Source organism: Methylobacterium sp. P1-11 (assembly GCF_008329595.1).
In the GTDB taxonomy this organism is placed as follows: domain Bacteria; phylum Pseudomonadota; class Alphaproteobacteria; order Rhizobiales; family Beijerinckiaceae; genus Methylobacterium.
In genome coordinates this window covers 170,766-193,805 of the sequence record NZ_NPKS01000005.1, presented here as the reverse complement: position 1 = coordinate 193,805, position 23,040 = coordinate 170,766, and the positions used below count along the sequence as shown (strand labels likewise).

Sequence of the window (23,040 nt, the reverse complement as noted above, 5' to 3'; positions counted from 1 at the left end):
CGGATCCCGCTCAGGACGCCTTGTCGCCGGTGGCCGCCCGGTCGATGAACAGGGCGCCCCGGGTGACGACCTGCTCGCCCGCGCGCAGGCCCTGGACGACCTGGGCGTTGTCGCCGTTGATCAGGCCGAGCTTGATGTCGCGCGCCTCGACGGCCCCGTCGGGCCGCGCCACCCAGACATGGGTGCGGTCGCCCTCGTACACGATGGCCGCCACCGGCACGCTCGGGCTCGGCTCACCCTTGCCGGTGATGATCGTGTAGGTGGCGAACATCTCCGGGCGCAGCACCCGGTCCGGGTTGTCGACCTCGCTGCGCACCGCGAGCCGCCGCGTCGCCGGGTCGAGGCTGGAGGCCATGTAGTTCACCCGGGCCTTGAACACCCGCGCGCCGAAGCCCGCCACCTTCGCCTCGACCTCCTGGCCGATGCGGATCCGCGGGATCTCGCTCTCGCGGACGTTGGCCACGAGCCAGACCGTCGACAGGTCGCCGATCACGAAGACCGGGTCGCTGGAGGCCGAGAGGTACTGTCCGATGCCGACCTTGCGCTGGACGATCGTCCCGGGGATCGGCGCCCGGATCTGAGTCTCGGGGCTCATCGTGCCCTTCTTCTCGAAGGCGGCGATCTCGGCGTCGGTCTTGCCCAGCAGCCGCAGGCGGTTCTTCACCGCGTCGAGGGCGCCCTCGGCGGTCTTCAGGTCGCTCTGAGCGGCGATGACGTCGTTCTGGGCCGACTGGTAGTCCTTCAGCGCCGTCGCGTGGGCCTGGAACAGCTCCTGCTGGCGCTGCGCGATGGTCTGGTCGAGCTTCAGGAGCGCCTGCTGCTTCTGGAGGTTGTTCACGGCCGCCTGATAGTCGTTCTGCGCCTGAACCATGTCGGTGGCCTCGAGCGTCAGCAGCACGTCGCCGGCCTTCACGTCGTCGCCGGCGCGGACCAGGACCTTCGTCACCCGGCCTGCATAGGGGGAGACCACCGGGACGTTGTCGTCCTCATTGAGGGCGATCCGTCCCTCGGCGGAGCCCTCGGGCCGGAACACGAGGTTGGCGACCGGCAGGATCTCGAAGGCGGCGCGCTGCTCCTTGGTGGGCCGGAACACCCGCTCCACCGGCCCGGCCTTCTCCACATCCATGCCCGGGTCGGGGTTGCCCGGCGCGAACAGCCCGGTCAGCGCGGCGACGAGGTTCGAGGCGGTCTCACGGGTTCTCTCGGGGAACGCAAACGCCACGGCCGACGCGACAGCGAGCAGGACGGCAACGACCAGGAGGCCGGGCCACCGGCGCTTGCGTGCGGACAGGGTGACGGCCTCGTCCTGGTCCAGCGGATTTCGGGCGTCCATGCGGATGATCTTCTGGGCCCGGGCCAAGAGACCGGGCTGATTGATGAGAGTACGATTCGTGCCAGGACGGCGCCTACATCAATGCGATCGCTGGTGCTTTTCTATGGCGCGCCGCGGGATGATTCCTGCAGCACCGCGTGCCTAGAGCAAAGTTTGTCAGACAGGCAATCGATCCGGCGCCTCAGTCGCGAAACCGTGTGGCCCCGTCTTTCTTTGACGGAGTTTGTTACAATATGACAACGCTCGCGGGTCCAGACCCGCTCGATCCCGCATCTGTCAGCGAAGAACCCGTCATGTCCGATACGAGCAACGCTTCAGCCCCGGCCGCATCCGGCTCAGCCGCTGGCAAGATCCCGGTCACCGTGCTCACCGGCTACCTCGGCGCGGGCAAGACTACGCTCCTCAACCGGATCCTCACCGAGAATCACGGCAAGCGCTACGCCGTGATCGTCAACGAGTTCGGCGAGATCGGCATCGACAACGACCTCGTCGTCGGCGCTGACGAGGAGGTGTTCGAGATGAACAACGGCTGCGTCTGCTGCACGGTGCGCGGCGACCTGATCCGGATCATGGACGGGCTGGTCAAGCGCCGGGGCAAGTTTGACGCGATCATCGTCGAGACCACCGGCCTCGCTGACCCGGCCCCCGTGGCGCAGACCTTCTTCGTCGACCAGGATGTCGGCGAGGCCGCCCGCCTCGACGCCGTAGTGACGGTGGCCGACGCCAAGTGGCTGTCCGACCGCCTGAAGGATGCGCCGGAGGCCAAGAACCAGATCGCCTTCGCGGACGTGATCCTGCTCAACAAGAGCGACCTCGTCTCCCCGGCCGACCTCGACCGCGTCGAGGCTGAGATCCGCACGATCAACCCGCTGGCCAAGCTCCACCGCACGCAGAACTGCGCCGTGCCGCTCGACGCGGTGCTCGAGCGCAACGCCTTCGACCTCGACCGCATCCTCGACGTCGAGCCCGACTTCCTGGAGGCGGGGCACCACCACCATCACGATTCCGACATCCGGTCGATCTCGGCGAAGATCGAGGGCGCGGTCGATCCGGACAAGTTCATGCCCTGGATCTCGAACCTGACCCAGTCGCAGGGTCCGGACATCCTGCGGTGCAAGGGGATCGTGGCCTTCCCGAACGAGCCGAAGCGCTTCGTCTTCCAAGGCGTGCACATGATCCTCGACGGCGACGTGCAGGGCGACTGGGGCAAGGACGAGAAGCGGGTCTCGCGGGTGGTGTTCATCGGGCGCAACCTCGATCCGGCGGCGATCAAGGAGGGGTTCGAGGCCTGCCGCGCCTGAGGTGACGGGGCGCCTCCACGGGGCGGCCGCCACTAAGGCGATTCTCAACGTTTGGATGGCATTACGGACGGTGCGGGCCAGCGTAACCGGCCCGTGGAGCCCGCGTATCCATGGCCCACACCGCAGCGCCCGCAGGCCCGGTTCCGTCCGGGTCGGCGGGCGGTTTCCCGCTCATCGTGGCCATCGAGGGGCTGGCCAAGGCGCTGTTCGCGGCGTTCATCTTCTTCGCCTGCTTCGCCTTCTCCGAGACCTCCCCCTACGACGCGGTCGCGATTCCCACGATCCTGCTCTGGCTCTGCCTCGGCGTGCGGCTGCACCGCGGGGCGGTGCCCCTGGTCGTGCTCCTCCTGCTCTACCTCGCCGCCATCGTCATGGCGCTGATGCCGTACCTGAATGAGGATTTCCCGGTCACCTGGACGGTGCAGCTGATCTACCTCTCGGTCACCTGCATCTTCTTCGCCATGTTCTTCGCGGACGACACGCACGCCCGGATGGAACTGGCGCTCAAGGCCTACACGGCCAGCTGCGTATTCTCGGCGGCTCTGGGCATCGTCGGCTACCTACAATGGCTCGGGATCGAGGACCTGTTCTACAAATACGACCGGGCCTCGGGCACCTTCCAGGACCCGAACGTCTTCGGCTCGTTCCTGACGCTCGGCGCCCTCTACCTGATGCACGGCCTGCTCACCGGCACCACCCGCCGGCCGCTCGTGTCCCTCGCCGGCCTGTTGATCATCGTGGCCGGCATCTTCCTGTCGTTCTCGCGCGGCTCCTGGGGCGGGAGCGTCGTGGCGGTGCTCCTGATGGTGGGGTCGGTCTATGCCGGCAGCGCATCCCCGCGCCTGCGCCGCCGCATCGTGCTCCTGACCCTCGCGACGATCGTCCTCGGCACCGTCGCGGTGATCGGGCTGCTCTCGGTCGACCATGTGCACAAGATGTTCGAGACCCGGGCGGCCCTGACCCAGGACTACGACCAGGGCGAGACCGGCCGATTCGGCAACCAGATCCGCGGCTTCGCCATGCTGCTCGAGCGGCCGTTCGGGATGGGGCCGATGCACTGGCGGCTGACCTTCGGGCTCGAGCCGCACAATTCCTATATCGGCTCCTTCGCCAATGGCGGCTGGCTCGGGGGCGCGGTGTTCATCGGCCTCGTGGTAACGACCGGCCTCGTCGGGTTCCGGCTCCTGGCGCGGCCGTCGCCGTTCCGGGCGCATGCCCAGATCGTCTGGCCGGCGCTGCTGATGTTCTTCCTGCAGGCCGTCCAGATCGACATCGAGAAGTGGCGCCACGTCTACATGATGCTGGGCATGGTCTGGGCGCTGGAGGCCGCGCGGTTACGCGCGGGCGCGCTCTGCAGGCAGGCGCGCTTGAAACGCGGCGCTAGGCGCGGCATCGCTCGGCTGCGGCCGAGCTGACGATCCGCACCCGAGGACGGTACGTGAACACACAGCCGGACAACGAGGCCGACCGGCTCGAGGCGCTCAACGCCCTCGCCATCCTCGGGACTCCGTCCGAGCCGCATTTCGACGCGGTCTGCCGGACGGCCCGCCGCCTGTTCGGCGTGCGCACCGCGTTCGTGGCCTTCCTGGACGACGAGCGTCAATGGCTCAAGACACCCTGCGAGGCGATGCCCACCACGATGCGGCGGGAGGAGAGTTTCTGCCAGCACACGATTCGGAGCGACGCCCTACTCGTCGTCCCCGACGCCCGGCGCGATGCGCGTTTCCGCGATCTGCCCGTCGCTGCTGCCCCGCACGGGATCAGGTTCTACGCGGGTATCGCCCTGAGCCTTCAGCCCGGTCTGCGGATCGGAACCCTCTGTGTCGCCGACCCCGAGCCCCGTGCCGGCTTCTCGCCCGAGGATGCGGCCGCCTTCCGCGACCTGGCCGAGATCGTCGTGGCGCATCTGCGCCTGACGGAGGCCAATGTGCGGCGCGACCGGGAGATCGAGCAGGCGGCGATCCGCGAGGCGCTGATCCGGGAGCAGCACCGCGAGATCAACGCCAGGGCCAGCGCCCAGGAAGCGGCGGACCACCAGCTCACCATGGCCGAGCAACTCGCCAGCGTCGGGAATTGGCGTGTTGAACTCGCGAATGGTCAGCCGGTCTGGTCGGCCAGCCTGTACGCAATCGCTGGCCGCGACCCCGCGACGCCGCCGCCGCGCCTCGACGCCTTCTCGCAGCTCTATCATCCCGATGACTGCGCCCGGCTTGAGGCGATCGTCGCCGACGCGATCGCCCGCAGGGAACGGTTCGAGTTTGCGGCCCGGCTGCTGCGGCCCGGCGGCGAACTCCGCGACGTGGTCGTCCGCGGCATGGCCCGGGGGGAGGGCGAGAGCGCCGGCCTTTCCGGCGTGCTGATCGACGTGACAGAGCGTCGACGCGCCGAGGACGAGGTCCGCCGCAGCGAGCTTCGCTATCGCGGCCTCGCCGAGGCGCTGCCGCTCCTGGTCTGGACCATGCGCGTCGGGGACGGGCAGGCGACCTACGTCAACGCGCAGTTCCAGACTTACTACGGGCCAATCGGCCCCGAGCGCGCGGAGCGCCTCGTCCGAAATCATCCGGAGGATGCCGCCGCCATGGAGGCGGCCTGGACCCGAGCGGTCGAGACCGGCACAGGGTACAGCGGTCAGTGGCGGATCCGGCGCCATGACGGCGTCTACCGGTGGCACAAGCTCTCTCTGATCCCGATCCGCCTCGATCCGGCGGACGGCGCGGTGGCAGAGTGGCTCGGGACCGCGCTCGACGTCGACGACATCATCACGGCGCGGCTCGCCGTCGAGGAGGCCCGTGGCCTGCTCGGCATTGCCCTGGACGCCGCCGAGGCCGGTACCTGGGACTGGGACATGCGCACCGGTCTGGCCGTCCTGAGCCCGGAGAGCGCTCGAATGCACGGCCTGCCGGATACGGGCGCCGCCCACACGATCTCGGCTTCCGACTGGACGGCGCTGATCCATCCCGAAGACGCCGCCGATGTCTGGACCGAGATCCGGCGGGCCGTCGAGTCCGGTACCGGTTACGCGGCCGAATTCCGCGTCGGCGCGCGCTGGCTCTACGCGCGCGGGCGCACGCTTTGCGGGGCCGAGGGGAACCCGCAGCGCATGGTCGGCCTCCATCTCGATATCACCGAGCGCAAGGCGGTCGAGGCGGCCCTGCGCACGGCCACCCGGGATGCGGAGGCGGCCCGCACCGAGGCGGAGCGCGCGAGCGCGGCCAAGAGCGAATTCCTCGCGGCCATGAGCCACGAGATCCGTACCCCGCTCAATGGCATCCTCGGCTATGCCGAGCTGTTGCTCGATGGCGATGCGATCCAGAGCGAGGACCGGCGCCGCCTCGAGCTGATCCAGAATTCCGGAGCGGCGCTCCTCACGGTCGTCAACGACATCCTCGACTTTTCGAAGATCGAGGCGGGCGAACTTACCCTCGATCCGGTCATCTTCCCGCTGGTGCCGATCGTGGACGGCACAGTCTCGATCATGCGGGGCAGCGCGCTCCATAGCGGCCTCGCCATCGAGGCCCGGATCGATCCGGCCGTGCCGACCTTGGTGATCGGCGACGCCGGACGCCTGCGGCAGGTTCTGCTCAATCTCCTGAACAATGCCGTGAAGTTCACGCCCGTGGGTTCCGTCACCGTGACCGTGGAGCGGGAAGGCGACGGCATCACTCCCGACGGCCGGCCCGGCGACGCGATCCGGTTCGCCGTGGTTGATACCGGCATCGGCATCGCGCCGGCACAGCAGGACCGGCTGTTCAAGCGGTTCAGCCAGGTCGATGGGTCGATCAGCCGGCGCTTCGGCGGCACCGGCCTCGGTCTCGCGATCTCCCGACACCTCGTGACACTGATGGGAGGCGAGATCGGCGTCGAGAGCCGCGAGGGGGCGGGCTCGACCTTCTGGTTCCGGCTGGTTCTGCCCCGGGGCGGGCACGGCGCCGAGACCATGGGGATCCAGGCCGATGCGGGTGCGGCGCTGCGTCCGCCGCGGGCTTCGGTGGCCGGGGATGTGCCGAGTGCAGCGCTTCGGCTGCTCCTTGTCGAGGACGTGCCGCTCAACCAGGAACTCGCCTGCGCGGTTCTGGAATCCCAGGGTTATAGGGTGGATGTTGCCGGGGACGGCGCCGAGGCGATCACGGCGGTGGGGTCATCGGTCGCGGCCGGTCGAGCCTACGATCTCGTGCTGATGGACGTCCAGATGCCCCGCGTCGACGGGCTCACGGCAACCCGCCGCATCCGCGCGCTGGCGCCGCCCGCCTGCGATATCCCGATCGTGGCCATGACCGCCAACGTGCTGCCCGCGCAGATCGAAGAACTACGCGAAGCCGGGATGGACGATTATGTCGGTAAGCCGTTCCGGCGAGCGGACCTCTTTGCCACGATCAGCCGCTGGACGACCCCGGGGGCGCGCCGCCCGGCGCGGGACGACGGTCCGTGCACTCTGCCGGACATCGATACCGCAGTTCTCGATGCGGCGGTGCTCACCGACATTAGGGCGAGCTTCGGCTCCGACCGGGTGGGAGCGCTGCTCGATCTCCTGGCCAACGAGCTGTCCGAGCGGTTCCGGCCGAGCGAGACCGACCGTCTTCAGATCGCCCACGACGCGCACGCCTTGGTGGCGGCCGCCGGGCTCCTGGGCTTCGTCGGCCTGTCGAGCCTGTGCCGCGAGGTCGAGGCTGCCGCCCATGCGGGCGCCGACCTGATGCCGCTGATCCGCCGACTGGAAATCCAGCGGGCGACGGCGCTCCGCGCCATCCGGCAGCTGCGCGCGGCCTGACTCGAAGCGGCGCCCGCGGGCGCCGCTTCTCCTTCAAAGGTCTTCCGCCTCGTCGGTCTCGGACAGCGGGTCGCCGGTCCAGGTCGTCGCGAACGCAGCCAGCTCCCGCGCGTCGCCGAAGGCCGCCACGGTGACCTCGCGCTCGGCGGGCTCCGCGCCCGGGAAGGGGGCGAGCAGGATCCGCACCCGGGCGAGCCGGCCGCTGGGCGCCTTGTCGGCGATCCAGGCTCGCGCCTCCGGCGTGAAGCGCTCCGGGCCGTCGAGGGCCCGGGCGTCAGTGCGCAACACGACCACGTAGGTGCCGAGGCTCGGATCGGCCTCCTGTACGGCCTTGACGATGTCGATCACGGGCTTTCCGCAAAGTCGTTGATCTGGACCTGGGCCTGCGCCGCCGTGAAGTTCGGGATGTCGGCGAAGATCTCCTCGCCATGGGCCGCCACGGCCTTCTTGAAGGCGTCGACCGACTCGAAGGTCAGCAGGGCCATCACCTGCAACGGGGCGGTGCCGCCGTCCGGCGTGCCGGCGCCCTTGACGACCTTCGCGTCGTGAAGGCCGAGGGAGGACCAGCGCTCGCGCACCAGCGGCATATGGTGGCCGAGATAGTAGCCCATGTCGAAGCTCGGGCCGGCCGGATACATCACGCTTACCAGGATCATGGCGTTTCCTTCGTGTGTCGCGCCCGGACAGACCGGGCGCTCGTCCTCGGGTCGTACGGCGACGGTCAGTGCAGCTTCACCCGCGGCTCGGTGCGCCGCGTGAGCGCGCGGGCCAGGGTGTCGAGCACCGTCTTGGCCGTGCCGTGGAGCGCCCGCTCGTGCATCTTGTAGAGCGAGCGGTACATCATCCGGGCGAACAGACCTGCAATGAGCATGTTCTTGCCGCGGACGAAGCCCATCAGGCTGCCCACCGTCGAGTATTCGCCGAGGGAGACCAGCGAGCCGAAATCCTTGTACCGGAACGGCTTCAGCGGCTTTCCGTCGATCTTGGCCTGGATCTGGCCGATCAGGTGGCTCGCCTGCTGGTGGGCCGCCTGAGCGCGGGGTGGAACCGGCGTGTCGGAGCCCGCCTCGACCAGATAGGCGCAGTCGCCGATGGCAAAGATGTCGGGGTCGCGGGTGGTCTGCAGCGTCGGCGTCACCACCAGCTGGTTGGTCCGCGTCGTCTCCAGGCCGCCGATGCCCTGCAGGAAGGGCGGCGCCTTCACGCCCGCCGCCCAGACGACCAGCTCGGACGGGATGAAGGTGCCGTCCGCGAGCTGCACGCCGTCCGCGCGCACCTCGGTGACCCGCGCCTTCACGCGCACGTCGACACCGATCTTGTTGAGGAGCTGCAGCACCTCCGCCGAGAGGCGCTGCGGCACGGCCGGCAGGATCCGGTCGGCGGCCTCGACCAGGGTGATGCGGATGTCCTTGCCCGGATCGATCTTGTCGAGCCCGGTGGCGACGACGTGGCGGAGGGTCCGATGCAGCTCGGCGGCGAGTTCGGTTCCCGTGGCGCCCGCGCCGATCACCGTGACGTGGAGCTGACCGGGCCGGACCGGGCCGACCTGCGTGTGCGCCCGCAGCGAGGCATTCACGAGGCGCTGGTGGAAGCGGACCGCCTGGTCCTGGGTGTCGAGGGCAATAGCGTGCTCGGCGACGCCCGGCGTGCCGAAATCGTTCGTGGTGGAGCCTACCGCCATCACCAGCGTGTCGTAGGGGACGGCGCGCTCAGGCGTCACCTCGCGCCCTTCTGCGTCGTAGCTCGCCGCGAGCTGGATGGTGCGCGCTTCCCGGTCGAGCCCGGTCATGCGCCCGATCCGATAGCGGAAGCCGTGCATGTGGGCGTGGTGCAGGTAATCCACCGCATGGTGGCCGACGTCGAGGCTGCCGGCTGCCACCTCGTGGAGCAGCGGCTTCCAGATATGCGTCCGGGCGCGATCCACGAGGGTGATGTGCGCGCGCTTGCCGCGCCCGAGCTTGTCGCCGAGCTTCGTCACCAGCTGGAGGCCGGCAGCGCCACCGCCGACAACCACGACACGATGCAGGCCGGACTCGTTCTCGACGGATGCCATCGACACTCTTTCTTCCCCGGACCGGGATTAACCGCCGGCCTCCTTACACGGCCTGGGTTGCCGAATTCCACATCCCCTTGCCGCGGCTCCACGTCACGAGCGCCAAGTCACGAGCGCGCGGAGTGCGATCACGCCGACGGTGCGCCGGGTTGACGCAACGGGTGTGCCTCCGCGACTGCGGGAAGGGCGAGGCAAGCCTCGGCGATTCGCGCGACCGTCGGGTAGGCGGAGGTATCGATACCGAAGATGCCGGTCCCGACCCAGAGGCTGACGAGGCAGAGGTCGGCATGGCTCACCGAATCTCCCTGGCAGAACCGTCCCGTCCCCGGCTCGGTGGCGAGTCGCGTTTCCAGGGTCCTGAGGCCGGTCTCGAAGGCGTTGCGCAGGAAATCCAGCATGCGCTCCCGGGGCAGGCCGTAATGCTCCATCAGGAAGGTTCGCACTCGAGGCACGTAGAGCGGATGGGTATCGCACGCGACCACCTGGGCCAGCGAGCGGGCCCGCGCCCGCGCCCGGGGCTCCTCGGGCAGGAGGCGCACGCCGCCCCGCGTCTCCTCCAGGTAGTCGAGGATCGCCAGCGACTGGGTGAGCGGCGGCCCGTCGCCGTCGAACAGCGCCGGCACGGCGCCCTGCGGGTTGATCGTGCGGAATTCCGGCTTGCGCTGGTCGCCCGCGTCGAGGTCGATGAAGGTCTCCTCGTACGCGACGCCCTTCAGCTTCAGGGCGATCCGCACCCGGAAGGCTGCGGCCGAGCGCCAGTTGCCGTACATGTGCATGGGGGAGCGATCTCCGACGGGACCCGGAGAGCACAGCCGAGTTTGCGGCGGCCCGCAAGAGGAACGTGGACGCGGCAGCCGGGGGCGACAAGCGGCCCCGGCCGGCCCATATCGGATTCCTGCTCCGGAGAGCCCGTACGATGGCCGATCAGACCGACGCCCGCCGCTTCATCCCCCTGAACATCGCGGTCCTGACCGTTTCCGACACGCGCCGTCCGGAGGACGACCGCTCGGGGGATACCCTGAGCCAGCGTCTCACCGAGGCGGGGCACCATTTGGCGGCCCGGTCGATCGTGCCGGACGAGGTCCCGGCGATCCGGGAGCGGGTGGAGGCGTGGCTGCGCGATCCCGGCATCGACGTGGTGATCACCACCGGCGGCACCGGCTTTACCGGCCGCGACGTCACCCCGGAAGCGCTGGAGCCGCTGTTCGAGAAACGGATGGACGGCTTCTCGGCCGTGTTTCACCGGATCTCCTACGACAAGATCGGTACCTCGACCCTGCAGTCGCGTGCCACCGCAGGGGTCGCGCAGGCGACCTACGTGTTCGTGCTTCCGGGCTCCCCCGGAGCCTGCCGAGACGCTTGGGACGGGATCCTTGCCCAGCAGCTCGATTACCGGCACCGGCCCTGCAATTTCGTGGAGATCATGCCGCGGCTCGACGAGCACCTGCGGCGCGGGGCGAGCGTCGCGGTATGAAAATGCGCCCGCATTCCAGGCTCGCGTGCGGCGGCCCGCGATAGCGGATCGCCGTGGGGACGATGCGCACCCGGTCGCTCGGCGCTACGCCGCATTCCCCTCTTTCCGGCGCAGGACCGAGTGCTTGCGGCTGTAGAAGAAGTACACGACGAGGCCGACCGCCATCCAGATCACGAGCCGCAGCCACGTGTCGAGGGGCAGGCCGATCATCAGGAGCAGGCAGAACAGGATGCCGAGGATCGGCACGATCGGCACGGCGGGCGCCCGGAACGGCCGTTTCATGTGGCGCTCGGTCCGCCGAAGGTAGAGTACCGAACCGCAGACGAGAATGAAGGCGGCGAGGGTGCCAATGCTCACCATCTCGCCGAGAATGTGGATCGGCACCAGGGCCGCCACGACGGAGACCGCGCCCCCGATCAGCGCCTGGCTGCGATAGGGCGTCTGGTAGGTCGGGTGGACGTGGGAGAACATCTTCGGCAGTAGGCCGTCTTGGGCCATGGTGAAGAAGATTCGGCTCTGGCCGTAGAGCAGGACGAGAATGACCGTCGTCAGCCCCGTCAGCGCTCCCAGCTTGATCAGGAGGGCGAACCAGCCGATGCCGATCACGTCGACGCCCTTGGCGATCGGGTCCGGGACGTTCAGCTCCTTGTAGGGCACCAGCCCGGTGAGCACGGCGGCGACGAGCACGTACAGGATCGTGCAGACCGCCAGCGAGCCAAGGATGCCGATGGGCATGTCCTTCTGGGGCTTGCGCGCTTCCTGGGCGGCGGTCGAGACCGCGTCGAACCCGATGAAGGCGAAGAACACCACGCCCGCTCCGCGCAGGATCCCGCTGTAGCCGTAATGCCCGAAGGTGCCGTCGTTGGGCGGGATGAGCGGGCTCCAATGCGCGGTGTCGACATGGCCCCAGCCCAGGACGATGAAGGCGACCACCACGGTGAGCTTCACCGCGACCATGATGTTGTTGAAGCGCGCCGATTCCTTGGTGCCGCGCATTAGCAGGATCGTGATCAGCGCCACGATCAGCACCGCCGGCAGGTTGAACAGCGCGGTTCCGCCGCCGTCGATCGGCGTGCCGGGTGCGTTCGCGAGTTGGGCGGGGATCACGATCCCGACATCCTTCAGGATGCTGGTGACGTAGCCAGACCAGCCCACCGCCACGGTGGCGGCGCCCATGGCGTATTCGAGGATCAGGTCCCACCCGATCAGCCACGCGAAGAACTCGCCCAGCGTTGCGTAGGTGTAGGTGTAGCTCGATCCAGCGACTGGGATCAGCGCGGCCATCTCGGAATAGCACAGGCCGACGAAGGCGCAGGCGATGCCGCCCAGCACGAAGGACAGCATGATTCCCGGCCCGGCATACTGGGCCGCGGCGGTGCCGGTGAGAACGAAGATGCCGGCGCCGATGATGGCGCCAATGCCCATGGCGGTGATCGAGAGGGCGCCCAGCGACTTCGAGAGCTGCTGTTCGCCCTCACCGCTCTCGACGATGTCGTCGAGCGGTTTGCGGCCCATCAGGCCCGACGAATCCATGGCACCATCCTTCAAGGCCGGGGTGGGTCGGCCCGTGTCCACGCCTGCTGAGGTAGCAAAATTCCTGCCGCGCTTGAGGAGTTCTAGAGGCGGATTGACCGACAACAACGCGCGACGGTGAAAGATTCTTCCAGTCAGGCGCGTTCAATCCGCGCAATCAACGGTCTGACCTTGAGGCGCGTCGTCAATACACCCCCGGCGCGCAGGGCTTCGCGCCGTACGACATCTCCGGCCCTGGCCTGTCGGGCGCCGACGACGCGTTCCATGCGCCTGACGAGGCGACTGAGCCAGCTCCCGGCCGGACGGTGCAGGCGGCCGAGCGTCGTCTCAGGCCGCGCAGTTCCGACGAAGCGGTCCAGGGTGCGGATCCAGCCCTCGGCCGGAACGTCCCCGGCTTCCAGGCACAGAACCCAATCCCGCCGGGCCGCGGCAGCGCCGACGGCGTAGGGATTCCCACTCCGGTGCAGCACCAGCGTGGCGCCCGTGGCTTCCGCGACGGCCGCCACGGCCTCACTCGCGCGGCCCGAGACGATCACCGCATCGCCGACGAGGCCGCCGGCCACGCCGGAGACGAGCACGCTCAGCGTGTCGGCCAAGCGATCGATCGCGTCCGGATCGGCCGGGTCGGCCAGATAGGTCACGGCGGAGAGCATGAGCGCGCGCATAGACGATTCTGCGGCGCCGTAAACCGCCCTTCCGCCTCTGGGCGAATGCGCCGCTATTCGGAAAGGCGGCAAAGCTGAGTTTGCCTGGAAAAGAGGCATTCGACCTCAGAGTGTTCGCTATATGTCCTGAGGCGGGCCTGAATGGGAGAATCGTCATGGGACATAGGCGTGACGGGTTCCCATCCCGAACCTTACCGCGACTCGGCGCGAGCGCGGCGCCTCAGGACTCGCGGCGCGGCCGCGGGGCCACGGCCAATCCCACAAGCCGGTATGAGCCGTCCCGACGCGAGGCGTTCCACGACGAGACTTGGATGGCGGACGCTCCGGCGCCGCTGCGCACGCAGGTCACCCCGGAGCGGTCCGCCCGGATCATCGCCCGCAACAGCTCGCCCGACATTCCATTCGACCGATCGATCAATCCCTATCGGGGCTGCGAGCACGGCTGCATCTACTGCTACGCGCGCCCCACCCATGCCTGGCTCGGCCTGTCGCCGGGGCTCGACTTCGAGTCGCGGATCTTCACCAAGCCGGACGCCGCGCGGCTGCTTGCCCGCGAGATCGCCGCGCCGGGCTACCGACCCGAGACGATCGCCCTCGGCACAGCCACGGATCCCTATCAGCCGGTCGAGCGCGAGCACCGGCTCACCCGCGCGGTGCTGGAGGTGCTGCGGGAGGCCCGCCATCCCGTCAGCATCACCACCAAGTCCGACCTCATGCTGCGCGACCTCGATATCCTGACTGAGATGGCGGCGGAGAACCTGGTGCTAGCCGCGGTCTCGTTGCCGACGCTGGATCCGGACCTCGCGCGCCGCCTCGATCCGCGGGCGCCCCGGCCGGAGAAGCGGCTCGCGGCGATGCGGGCACTGAGCGCGGCAGGGGTGCCTGTCATGGTCAACGTCTCGCCGATCATTCCCGGCCTGACCGACCATGAGATCGAGGCGATTCTCGGCCGGGCACGCGAGAACGGCGCAAGCCGTATCGGGCACGCGCTTCTCCGGCTTCCCGGTGAGGTCGCCGACCTCATGGCGGACTGGTTCGCCGAGCATTACCCCGAGCGCAGCAATCGGACCTTTGCACTCCTGCGCGAGGCTCGGGGTGGCCACGAGAACGACCCGCGTTTCGGCCACCGTTTCCGTGGAGAGGGGGCCTACGCGGCGATGATCGGCCAGCGGGTTCGGCTCGCCGGCACACGGCTCGGTTTCGCCTTCGGGAGGATCGCGTTGAATCGCGACGCTTTCCGCAAGCCGGGGACGCAGCTGGCACTGTTCTGACGCGATCAAGCCGGCTCTTCCGCAAGCCTTGACGGAGCCGGCGAAGTCGATCGGCTCGTCAGCCGCCCGGCAGCCGATCACCGGCTCTTGGGCGCGACAGCGCTGGTGCGTCAGTCGGAGTCGCTGACCGCCGACCTCGAGCGCTGTCTGAGCGGCGTCTGGGCCGCGTGACCCATCCGGCCAGGCTCGTCGAAGGCCCGGGTGAAGCTGAGCCGGTGATGCGGGCTGCGGCCGAGCTGCGTCAGGCCGGCGCGGTGGACGGCCGTGCCGTAGCCGACATTGCGCTCCCAGCCGTAGCCGGGATGGCGTCCGGCCAGGCGCCGCATCATCCGGTCGCGGAACACCTTGGCGACGATCGAGGCGGCGGCGATCTGCGGAACCACGCGGTCGCCGCCCACCACGGCGCGGCCCGGGAGGCCGGGCAGGGCGTCGCGCCCGTCGACCAGCACGGGCGCGTCGAGACCGAGCCGGGCGACTGCCCGCGCCATCGCGTCGAGGGTCGCACCACGGATGTTGATCCGATCAATCAGGGCACGGGAGCCCGCCGCCACCGCGACCCGGGCATGGGCACGGATCAAGGGCGCCAGCCGGTTCCGGGCCGGCTCCGGGAGGCGCTTGCTGTCGTCGAGGGCGGCGAGCAGATCGGCCGGGATCGCCGCCGGATCAAACCAGACCGCGGCCACCACCACAGGACCGCAGAGCGCGCCGCGCCCGACCTCGTCGCAGCCGATCACCGTCGGATACGCGGCAGCCCGGGCCGGATCGAATGGCGAACGGGCGTCCATCGGCTTGGGGGCGGGCGTGGGGGGCAACTTCGCGGGCGGCATGGATCCGTCCTGCCATTCCACGGGGACGCCGTCACGCGTCAGGCGGCGTCACGCGTACCCCGCGCGCCGCCATGCGCCTCGATGATGTTGCCGAAGAACTGCCGGGCACTCACGTCCCAGCCGCACCGCAGGGCCTCGGCCCGGCACTCGGTGCGCGACAGCCGCAGCGCCGCCAGCGCGGCAACCCGCAGATCCGGATCGAGCACGCCGACCCGCGTGCCGCCGACGACGTCGTTCGGGCCCGGCACCGGGAAGGCCGCCACCGGAAGGCCGCTGGCCAGGGCCTCCAGGAGCACGATGCCGAACGTGTCGGTAAGGCTCGGGAAGACGAAGACGTCACAGGCGGCGTAGATTGCCGCAAGGCACCCGCCGGTGCGGGTGCCGAGGAAGCGGGCCTCCGGCGCGAGCGCCTGCAGGCGCGCGCGGTCCGGCCCGTCGCCGACCACCACCTTCGTGCCGGGCAGATCAAGGCTCAGGAAGGCCGCGACGTTCTTTTCCACCGCCAGCCGCCCGACATAGAGGAACAGCGGCCCGGGCAGGCCGGCGAGTTCCGCCGGTACTCGCGTCCCCGGCTCGGCTGGCCGGAACCGCTCCGTGTCAACGCCCCGGGTCCAGCGCATTAGCCGGCCAAAACCGCGCGCCGCCAACTCGCCCTGAAGCGAGGCGGTGCTGACCATGGTGCCTCGGGCGGCGCCGTGGAACCGGCGCAGATACGCATAGGACCACGCTTCCGGCACGGGCGCCCGGGCCGCGAGATATTCCGGAAAGCGCGTGTGGTAGCTCGTCGTGAAGGGGAGGTCGTGGGCGAGGCAGTGTCGCCGGGCGGCGAGCCCGACCGGCCCCTCGGTGGCGATATGCACGTGGCTCGGCCGCTCCGCCTTCCAACGCGCCGCCACCCGCTCGCGCCCCGCATAAGCGAGGCGGATCTCCGGATAGCCCGGGAGCGGCAGCGAACGGAAATCCGTTACGGAGAGCAAGGCCGTCGCGAAGCCGTGCTCTGGCGCGCGGCGGACCATCTGCTCCAGGGAGCGCACGACGCCGTTGACCTGAGGATGCCACGCGTCGCTGGCGATGAGGAGTTTCACGGGCGGTGACCTCACGCCACCGCGCGCCGGCCCGGCAGGGGCTGCGGCACGGCCTCGGCTTCCCGCGCCCGAAGGAGGCTCGGATAGTGCAGAACCTCGATGCGGCCGTCGTAATGCTCCACGAGGCCGGTGCAGGATTCCACCCAGTCGCCGGTATTGAGGTAGCGCAGGTCGCCGATCGGCCGGTCGGCCGCGTGGTGGATGTGGCCGCAGATCACCCCGTCGGCGCCCTGCCGGCGCGCCTCCTCGGCGAGGATCGTCTCGAAACGGCCGATGAAGCTCACGGCGTTCTTCACGCGCAGCTTCGCCCAGGCGGATAGCGACCAGTAGGACAGGCCGAGGCGGCGCCGCGCCTTGTTGATCACGGTGTTGAGGGACAGAGCCAGCGTATAGGCACCGTCGCCGAGATGGGCGAGCCAGCGCGAGTGGCGCACCACCATGTCAAATTGGTCGCCGTGGATCACGAGGTAGCGGCGGCCGTCCGCCGCCTGGTGGATCGCGGTCTCGGCCAGCTCGATCCCGCCGAAACTGGTGCCGACATAGTCGCGCAGGAACTCGTCGTGATTGCCCGGCAGGTAGACGATGCGCGTCCCCTTGCGGACCTTGCGCAGGAGCTTCTGCACGACGTCGTTGTGCTCCTGCGGCCAGTACCATCCGGAGCGGAGCTGCCAGCCATCCACGATGTCGCCGACGAGGTAGATCGTATCGGCGTCGTAATCCTTTAGGAACGACAGCAGCAGGCCGGCCTGGCAGCCGCGCGTGCCGAGATGCAGGTCGGACAGGAACAACGTCCGAACCCGGACCGGCATCTCCTCAACCTCGGCCACGGCACTCTCTCCCGGCGGCTGTACGGTGCCGGGATCCAGAGCGCGATCGCATCTCAGTTTGATGACGCGGGGCCGTGAGCATGCGGGAAGACTTCGGTGTGCGGTGCCGCAAAGCCTCTCAACCGCGGCTCGACTTCGTTGCGTCGCACAAAAAATTTTTTTGCCAAGTTCCGGAAGTTTTTCCGGTTTTCCTTTCCAGGCCCGCCGCCTCATAATACCAGGAACCGGCGGCTCGGCACGAGCTCGGCCGGACCTTGACAGGAAGGCGGCGAGGACGGCCCTGAGGCCGTTGGACGGGACGGCATTTCGGAGGCGACCGGCGCGCGGGGGCGTGCCGCGACGCGAGCGGCGTGAGGCCGCCTGCCGCTCCGCGGAGGCCCCCCAATCACGGCAGAGGATGGCGTTCGAGGGGGTGCGGCGCGAGCCGCTTTCGACGGCGCCGGACCGACTCCCTGACGATGCTTGAACAACCCGGCGCGGGTTCACGCTCGCCCACAACGGACTATTCGGAGGAAACATCATGGCCGCAACCCGGCGCCCCGGTCGCAACCACCTCTTCATCCCGGGCCCCACCAACATCCCGGAGCGTGTCCTGCGCGCCATGCACGTGCCGTCGGAGGATCACCGCTCGCCGAGCTTCCCCGAACTGGTGAAGCCGCTCCTGCAGGACTCCAAGATGGTGTTCGGCTCGACCAACGGGACGGTGATCCTGTTCCCGTCCTCGGGCACCGGCATCTGGGAGTCGGCCCTGTCCAACACCCTCTGCCGCGGCGACAAGGTGCTCACCGCCCGCTACGGCCAGTTCAGCCACCTCTGGGTCGACATGGCCCAGCGCCTCGGCCTCGACGTGATCGTCCAGGACGAGGAGTGGGGCGCCGGCGCCGATCCGCAGAAGATCGAGGAGGCGCTGCGGGCCGACAAGGATCACGCCATCAAGGCCGTGATGGTCGTCCACAACGAAACCGCCACCGGCGTCACCAGCGACATCGGCGCGGTGCGCAAGGCGATCGACGCCGCCGGCCACCCGGCGCTGCTGTTCGTGGACGGCATCTCGTCGATCGGCTCGCTGCCGTTCTACATGGACGACTGGAAGGTCGATTGCGCCATCGCGGGCTCGCAGAAGGGCTTCATGCTGCCGGCCGGCCTCGGCCTGATCTGCATCAGCCCGAAGGCGCTCAAGATCGCCGAGGGCGGCACCGGCCGCAACGACCGGCTCGGCCACGCCTACTTCGCCTGGAAGGACCAGCTGGCCGCCAACGCCACCGGCTACTTCCCCTACACCCCCGTCCTGCCGCTGCTCTACGGCCTGCGCGAGGCCCTGGCGATCGTGAAGGAGGAGGGTCTGGAGAACGTCTACCACCGCCATCACGTGCTCGGCGAGGCGACCCGCCAGGCCGTTGCGGCCTGGGGCCTCAAGCCCTGCGCCAAGGAGCCGAAGTGGAACTCCGACACGGTCACGGCGATCGTGGTGCCGGAGGGCGCCGACGCCGCCAAGGTGATCACCCACGCCTACGAGCGCTACAACCTCTCGCTCGGGGCCGGCCTGTCGAAAGTCGCCGGCAAGGTGTTCCGCATCGGTCACCTGGGCGACCTGAACGAGCTGTCGCTGCTGGGCGCCATCGCGGGCGCCGAGATGGCCATGCTCGATTGCGGCATCAAGGTCACACCGGGCTCGGGCGTCGCCGCCGCCTCCAGCTACCTGCGCGAGAATCCGCTGCATAAGGCGTAATCTGCGCACGCGATCGGGGCGGGGCCGGGTTGCCGGGCCCGCCCCGACGCGCAAGTAAGACCAAGACTATTGAGGAAACCGCCCGTCGTCCGAGAGGGGTTCTATGACCAAGAAGATCGTGTTCCTGGATCGTGAATCCCTCGATGCCAGGGTCCGACCGTTCAACTTCCCGCACGAATACGTCGAGCACGAATCGACCTGGACGCTGGAAGAGATCGTCTCCCGCCTCCAGGGGGCGGAGATCGCGCTGATCAACAAGGTCCCGATGAGGGCCGAGACGCTGAAGCAGCTCCCCGACCTGAAGCTGATCGCGGTCGCCGCCACCGGCACCGACGTGGTCGACAAGGCCCAGGCGAAGGCGCAAGGGGTCACCGTCGTCAACATCCGCAACTACGCGTTCAACACCGTGCCGGAGCACGTGGTCGGTCTGATGTTCGCCCTGCGCCGGGCGATCGTGCCCTACGCCAACTCGGTGCGGCGCGGCGACTGGGCGAAGTCCAAGCAGTTCTGCTACTTCGACTATCCGATCTACGACATCGCCGGCTCGACACTCGGCATCGTCGGCTACGGGGCGCTCGGCAAGTCGATTGCCAAGCGCGCCGAGGCTCTCGGCATGAAGGTGCTGGCCTACGACGTGTTCCCGCAGGACGGGCTGGTCGACTTCGAGACGATCCTCACGCAGTCCGACGTGATCACGCTGCACGTCCCGCTGACCCCCGACACGAAGGGGATGATCGGCGCCGCCGAACTCAAGAAGATGAAGAAGAGCGCCATCCTCATCAACACGGCCCGGGGCGGGCTCGTGGACGAGGCGGCCCTTCTCGAAGCGCTCAAGGACGGCACCATCGCGGGCGCCGGCTTCGACGTGGTGGCCCAGGAGCCGCCGAAGGACGGCAACATCCTGTGCGAGGCCGACCTGCCGAACCTGATCGTGACGCCGCACGTCGCCTGGGCGAGCAAGGAGGCGATGCAGATCCTGGCCGACCAGCTCGTCGACAACGTCGAGGCGTTCGTGGCGGGCAAGCCGCAGAACGTGGTCGAGAGCTGAGGCGGCGCGTATCGCGCGCCTTCACTCCGGGGCGCCGCTGGCGAGCCCGGACCCCGGTGCCGCCGACGATGTCGGCCGAGAACCACCTGAGCGTCTGGATTCCGGGCTCCGCTTCGCGGACCCGGAACGACGGGGTGGAGTGTTCACTTGGATGATGCCCACCCAGGGCCGAGGTAGGAAATGACGAAGAAGCTGCTGTTCCTGTTCGACACCGATGCCGTGCCGAACGTGTTCGACACGGTCGTTGGCTACGACGGCGGCGCCGACCACATCACCGGCTACGGCGGCGTTAACCCCGACAATGTCGGTGCGCTCGTGGACGGCACGATCTACACCCGCGGCGGCTCCGAGAAGAAGTCGACGGCGATCTTCGTCGGCGGCGGCAGCATGGCGGCGGGCGAAGAGCTGTTCACCGCGGTCAAGAAGCGCTTCTTCGGCCCGTTCCGCGTCTCGGTCATGCTCGATTCCAACGGCTCCAACACCACGGCCGCCGCCGGCGTCGCCCTTGTGGCCAAGGCCGCGGGCTCGCTCCAGGGCAAGAAGGCCGTCGTGCTGGCCGGCACCGGCCCGGTCGGCATGCGCTCGGCCGCGCTCCTCGCGGGCGAGGGCGCCGAGGTCACCATCGCGGGCCGTGCCCTGGACAAGACCCAGGCCGCCGCGGACCAGATCAACAAGCGCTTCAAGGTCAACGTGAAGGCCGCCGCGACCCCCGACGAGGCCTCCCGCGTCGCCCTGGTGAAGGGCACGAACCTTGTGTTCACGGCCGGCGCCATCGGCGTCGAGTTGCTGCCCGAGGCCGCCTGGGCGCAGGAATCGTCCATCGAATTCGTCGCCGACTACAACGCCCAGCCCCCGACCGGCATCGGCGGCATCGACGTGATGGACAAGGGCAAGGAGCGCAACGGCAAGCAGGCCTTCGGAGCCCTCGGCATCGGCGGCCTGAAGCTCAAGCTGCACAGGGCGTGCGTCGGCCAGCTTTTCGAGAGCACCGACAAGGTGCTCGACGCCGAGGAGATCTACGCCCTCGCCAAGACGATGGCCTGAGGAGGCGCCGGTGACCGAGACGCATCGCCCCGAGACCGACAGCATCGAGACGTTCCTGACGGAGCTGGCGAGCGCTGCCCCGACCCCCGGGGGCGGCGGCGCGGCGGCGATCTCCGGTGCCATGGGCGCGGCCCTGGTGTCGATGGTCTGCAACCTCACCATCGGCAAGAAGAAGTACGTCGAGGTCGAGGCCGAGCTGAAGGACGTGCTCGCCAAGTCCGAGGGCCTGCGGGTCGCGCTGACCGGCATGATCGGCGAGGACGTGCAGGCTTTTGATGCCGTGATGGGCGCCTACGGACTGCCGAAGACCACCGACGACGAGAAGGCGACGCGCTCGGAGAAGATCCAGGCGGCGCTGAAGACGGCCTGCGACGTGCCGCTCGCCTGTTGCCGGGCCTGCCGCGCCGTGATCGACCTCGCGGCGATCACCGCCGACAAGGGCAACCTCAACGTCGTGTCGGACGCCGGTGTGGCGGTGCTCTCCGCCTATGCCGGCCTGCGCAGCGCGGCCCTCAACGTCTACGTCAACGCCAAGGGACTCGAGGACCGCGATTTCGCCGACGAGCGGCTGAAGGAGCTGGAAGATCTGCTCTCGGAAGCCGGCACGCTTAGCGAGAAGGTCTACGCGGTCGTGAAGGCCAAGGTGAACTGACGCGCACGGCGCCCGATCCGGGTGCCGGCAAAGCATCGACAGTCGAGGCCGGGTGCATCATGCCCCGGCCTCGTTGTTTTTCTGTATGTTGCATTGCAATATATAGACGACGATCCGTGCTGCGGTCGCGAAAAAGTCTCGGTCAATCAGCGCCTTAAAAAATTTGACGGGCGTAATCTTTCGACTCAACTAAAGTGAAGGGCGTCAACGGCGGCAACGAACCGCGGAGGAGGCGCCGAATGGACGTCCACGAGTATCAGGCCAAGGAGCTTCTTGCGAGCTTCGGCGTGGCCGTCCCGAAAGGGGCCATCGCGTTCAGTCCGGACCAGGCGGTCTACGCGGCGACCGAGCTCGGCGGCTCGTTCTGGGCCGTGAAGGCACAGATCCACGCCGGCGCCCGCGGCAAGGCCGGCGGCATCAAGCTGTGCCGGACCTACAACGAGGTCCGCGACGCCGCGAAGGACCTGCTGGGCAAGCGCCTCGTCACGCACCAGACCGGCCCCGAGGGCAAGCCGGTGCAGCGGGTCTACGTCGAGACCGCCGACCCGTTCGAGCGCGAACTCTACCTCGGCTACGTGCTGGACCGGAAGGCCGAGCGCGTCCGGGTCATCGCCAGCCAGCGCGGCGGCATGGACATCGAGGAGATCGCCGCCAAGGAGCCCGACTCCCTCATCCAGGTGGTCGTCGAGCCGGCGGTGGGCCTGCAGCAGTTCCAGGCGCGGGAGATCGCCTTCCAGCTCGGGCTCAACATCAAGCAGGTCTCGGCCGCGGTGAAGACGATCATGAACGCCTACCGGGCGTTCCGCGACTGCGACGGCACCATGCTGGAGATCAACCCGCTCGTCGTCACCAAGGACGACCGGGTGCTGGCGCTCGACGCCAAGATGAGCTTCGACGACAACGCGATGTTCCGCCGTCCGGGCATCGCCGACATGCACGACCCGTCCCAGGGCGACCCCCGCGAGGCCCAGGCCGCGGAGCACAACCTCAGCTATATCGGCCTTGAGGGCGAGATCGGCTGCATCGTCAACGGCGCCGGCCTCGCCATGGCCACCATGGACATGATCAAGCACGCGGGCGGTGAGCCGGCGAACTTTCTGGATGTCGGCGGCGGTGCTTCCCCTGAGCGGGTGGCCACGGCCTTCAGGCTGGTGCTCTCCGACCGGAACGTGAAGGCGATCCTCGTCAACATCTTCGCCGGCATCAACCGCTGCGACTGGGTCGCCGAGGGCGTCGTCCAAGCCGCCCACGAGGTGAAGATCGACGTGCCGCTGGTGGTCCGGCTGGCCGGCACGAACGTGGAGGCGGGCAAGAAGATCCTCGCCGAGAGCGGCCTCGACCTGATCACCGCCGACACCCTGGCGGAGGCGGCCAAGAAGGCGGTCGACGCCTGCGCCGCCGCCAAGACGCAGCACTGAGAGGGGGAGACC

At 68.8% G+C, this 23,040-nt stretch carries 20 protein-coding genes; 10 read left to right on the top strand and 10 right to left on the bottom strand.

The annotated features are described in order from the left end of the window. Positions 1-10: 10 nt before the first annotated feature. Positions 11-1,333 (bottom strand): efflux RND transporter periplasmic adaptor subunit, encoded by a 1,323-nt coding sequence (locus CIW48_RS07470; protein WP_149310245.1) that lies wholly within the window; start codon positions 1,331-1,333, stop codon positions 11-13. Between the two features lie 293 nt (positions 1,334-1,626). On the opposite strand from CIW48_RS07470, the gene CIW48_RS07465 reads away from it, so the two are divergent. The 3 genes from CIW48_RS07465 to CIW48_RS07455 all read left to right on the top strand — a co-directional run bounded on the left by CIW48_RS07465 (position 1,627) and on the right by CIW48_RS07455 (position 7,402). Further along, complete coding sequence (locus CIW48_RS07465) at positions 1,627-2,634, top strand: GTP-binding protein (RefSeq protein ID WP_149310244.1); 1,008 nt, start codon at positions 1,627-1,629, stop codon at positions 2,632-2,634. A gap of 110 nt (positions 2,635-2,744) precedes the next feature. After that, positions 2,745-4,049 (top strand): O-antigen ligase family protein, encoded by a 1,305-nt coding sequence (locus tag CIW48_RS07460; RefSeq protein WP_149310243.1) that lies wholly within the window; start codon positions 2,745-2,747, stop codon positions 4,047-4,049. A 23-nt stretch (positions 4,050-4,072) separates the two neighbouring features. Continuing rightward, entirely contained in the window at positions 4,073-7,402 is a 3,330-nt protein-coding gene (locus CIW48_RS07455; RefSeq protein WP_149310242.1) for a GAF domain-containing hybrid sensor histidine kinase/response regulator, read from the top strand. A gap of 33 nt (positions 7,403-7,435) precedes the next feature. On the opposite strand, the gene CIW48_RS07450 is transcribed toward CIW48_RS07455, so the two are convergent. From CIW48_RS07450 to maiA, 4 genes are all read right to left on the bottom strand, one after another. Continuing rightward, positions 7,436-7,750: a hypothetical protein gene (locus tag CIW48_RS07450; RefSeq protein WP_149310241.1), complete on the bottom strand. Its 315-nt coding sequence runs from the start codon at positions 7,748-7,750 to the stop codon at positions 7,436-7,438. Then, positions 7,747-8,058, bottom strand: coding sequence for an EthD family reductase (locus CIW48_RS07445; RefSeq protein ID WP_149310240.1), 312 nt, complete (start codon positions 8,056-8,058; stop codon positions 7,747-7,749). Before CIW48_RS07445 ends, CIW48_RS07450 begins: the two co-directional genes overlap by 4 nt. A 65-nt stretch (positions 8,059-8,123) precedes the next feature. Further along, the gene (locus CIW48_RS07440; protein WP_091778268.1) at positions 8,124-9,455 is read right to left on the bottom strand and encodes an NAD(P)/FAD-dependent oxidoreductase; all 1,332 of its coding nucleotides are present in this window, start codon (positions 9,453-9,455) and stop codon (positions 8,124-8,126) included. Positions 9,456-9,583: 128 nt separating this feature from the next. After that, the gene (maiA, locus tag CIW48_RS07435) at positions 9,584-10,231 is read right to left on the bottom strand and encodes a maleylacetoacetate isomerase (RefSeq protein WP_149310239.1); all 648 of its coding nucleotides are present in this window, start codon (positions 10,229-10,231) and stop codon (positions 9,584-9,586) included. A gap of 140 nt (positions 10,232-10,371) precedes the next feature. Here maiA and moaB point away from each other — a divergent pair, with 140 nt between their 5' ends. After that, positions 10,372-10,929, top strand: coding sequence for a molybdenum cofactor biosynthesis protein B (moaB, locus tag CIW48_RS07430; RefSeq protein ID WP_149310238.1), 558 nt, complete (start codon positions 10,372-10,374; stop codon positions 10,927-10,929). 84 nt (positions 10,930-11,013) lie between these two features. Here moaB and CIW48_RS07425 read toward each other — a convergent pair whose 3' ends face one another. Continuing rightward, complete coding sequence (locus CIW48_RS07425) at positions 11,014-12,462, bottom strand: amino acid permease (protein ID WP_149310237.1); 1,449 nt, start codon at positions 12,460-12,462, stop codon at positions 11,014-11,016. A 134-nt stretch (positions 12,463-12,596) separates the two neighbouring features. After that, entirely contained in the window at positions 12,597-13,127 is a 531-nt protein-coding gene (locus CIW48_RS07420) for a hypothetical protein (RefSeq protein ID WP_149310236.1), read from the bottom strand. 155 nt (positions 13,128-13,282) lie between these two features. Here CIW48_RS07420 and CIW48_RS07415 point away from each other — a divergent pair, with 155 nt between their 5' ends. Beyond that, positions 13,283-14,398: a PA0069 family radical SAM protein gene (locus CIW48_RS07415; protein WP_149310235.1), complete on the top strand. Its 1,116-nt coding sequence runs from the start codon at positions 13,283-13,285 to the stop codon at positions 14,396-14,398. Between the two features lie 110 nt (positions 14,399-14,508). Here CIW48_RS07415 and CIW48_RS07410 read toward each other — a convergent pair whose 3' ends face one another. From CIW48_RS07410 to CIW48_RS07400, 3 genes are read right to left on the bottom strand one after another with little or no spacing between them, the layout of a single operon-like run. After that, positions 14,509-15,225 (bottom strand): ribonuclease HII, encoded by a 717-nt coding sequence (locus CIW48_RS07410; protein ID WP_246695156.1) that lies wholly within the window; start codon positions 15,223-15,225, stop codon positions 14,509-14,511. A gap of 38 nt (positions 15,226-15,263) precedes the next feature. Continuing rightward, positions 15,264-16,310 carry a glycosyltransferase family 1 protein gene (locus CIW48_RS07405; RefSeq protein ID WP_149310234.1) on the bottom strand — a complete coding sequence of 349 codons (1,047 nt, stop codon included), beginning with the start codon at positions 16,308-16,310 and terminating at the stop codon, positions 15,264-15,266. Between the two features lie 11 nt (positions 16,311-16,321). Further along, positions 16,322-17,137 (bottom strand): UDP-2,3-diacylglucosamine diphosphatase, encoded by an 816-nt coding sequence (locus CIW48_RS07400; RefSeq protein ID WP_149310233.1) that lies wholly within the window; start codon positions 17,135-17,137, stop codon positions 16,322-16,324. Between the two features lie 520 nt (positions 17,138-17,657). Between CIW48_RS07400 and CIW48_RS07395 the strand changes: the two genes are divergently transcribed. From CIW48_RS07395 to CIW48_RS07375, 5 genes are all read left to right on the top strand, one after another. Further along, a complete protein-coding gene (locus tag CIW48_RS07395) occupies positions 17,658-18,866 on the top strand; it encodes an aminotransferase class V-fold PLP-dependent enzyme (protein WP_149310232.1) in 1,209 nt (402 codons plus the stop codon). 103 nt (positions 18,867-18,969) lie between these two features. Next, the gene (locus tag CIW48_RS07390; protein WP_149310231.1) at positions 18,970-19,914 is read left to right on the top strand and encodes a D-2-hydroxyacid dehydrogenase; all 945 of its coding nucleotides are present in this window, start codon (positions 18,970-18,972) and stop codon (positions 19,912-19,914) included. Between the two features lie 180 nt (positions 19,915-20,094). Beyond that, positions 20,095-20,958 carry an NADP-dependent methylenetetrahydromethanopterin/methylenetetrahydrofolate dehydrogenase gene (locus tag CIW48_RS07385; protein WP_149310230.1) on the top strand — a complete coding sequence of 288 codons (864 nt, stop codon included), beginning with the start codon at positions 20,095-20,097 and terminating at the stop codon, positions 20,956-20,958. A gap of 10 nt (positions 20,959-20,968) precedes the next feature. Beyond that, on the top strand, positions 20,969-21,610 hold the full coding sequence (gene fchA / locus CIW48_RS07380) for a methenyltetrahydrofolate cyclohydrolase (protein WP_149310229.1): 642 nt from the start codon (positions 20,969-20,971) through the stop codon (positions 21,608-21,610). 239 nt (positions 21,611-21,849) lie between these two features. Beyond that, on the top strand, positions 21,850-23,028 hold the full coding sequence (locus CIW48_RS07375) for a malate--CoA ligase subunit beta (protein ID WP_149310228.1): 1,179 nt from the start codon (positions 21,850-21,852) through the stop codon (positions 23,026-23,028). Positions 23,029-23,040 lie beyond the last annotated feature (12 nt).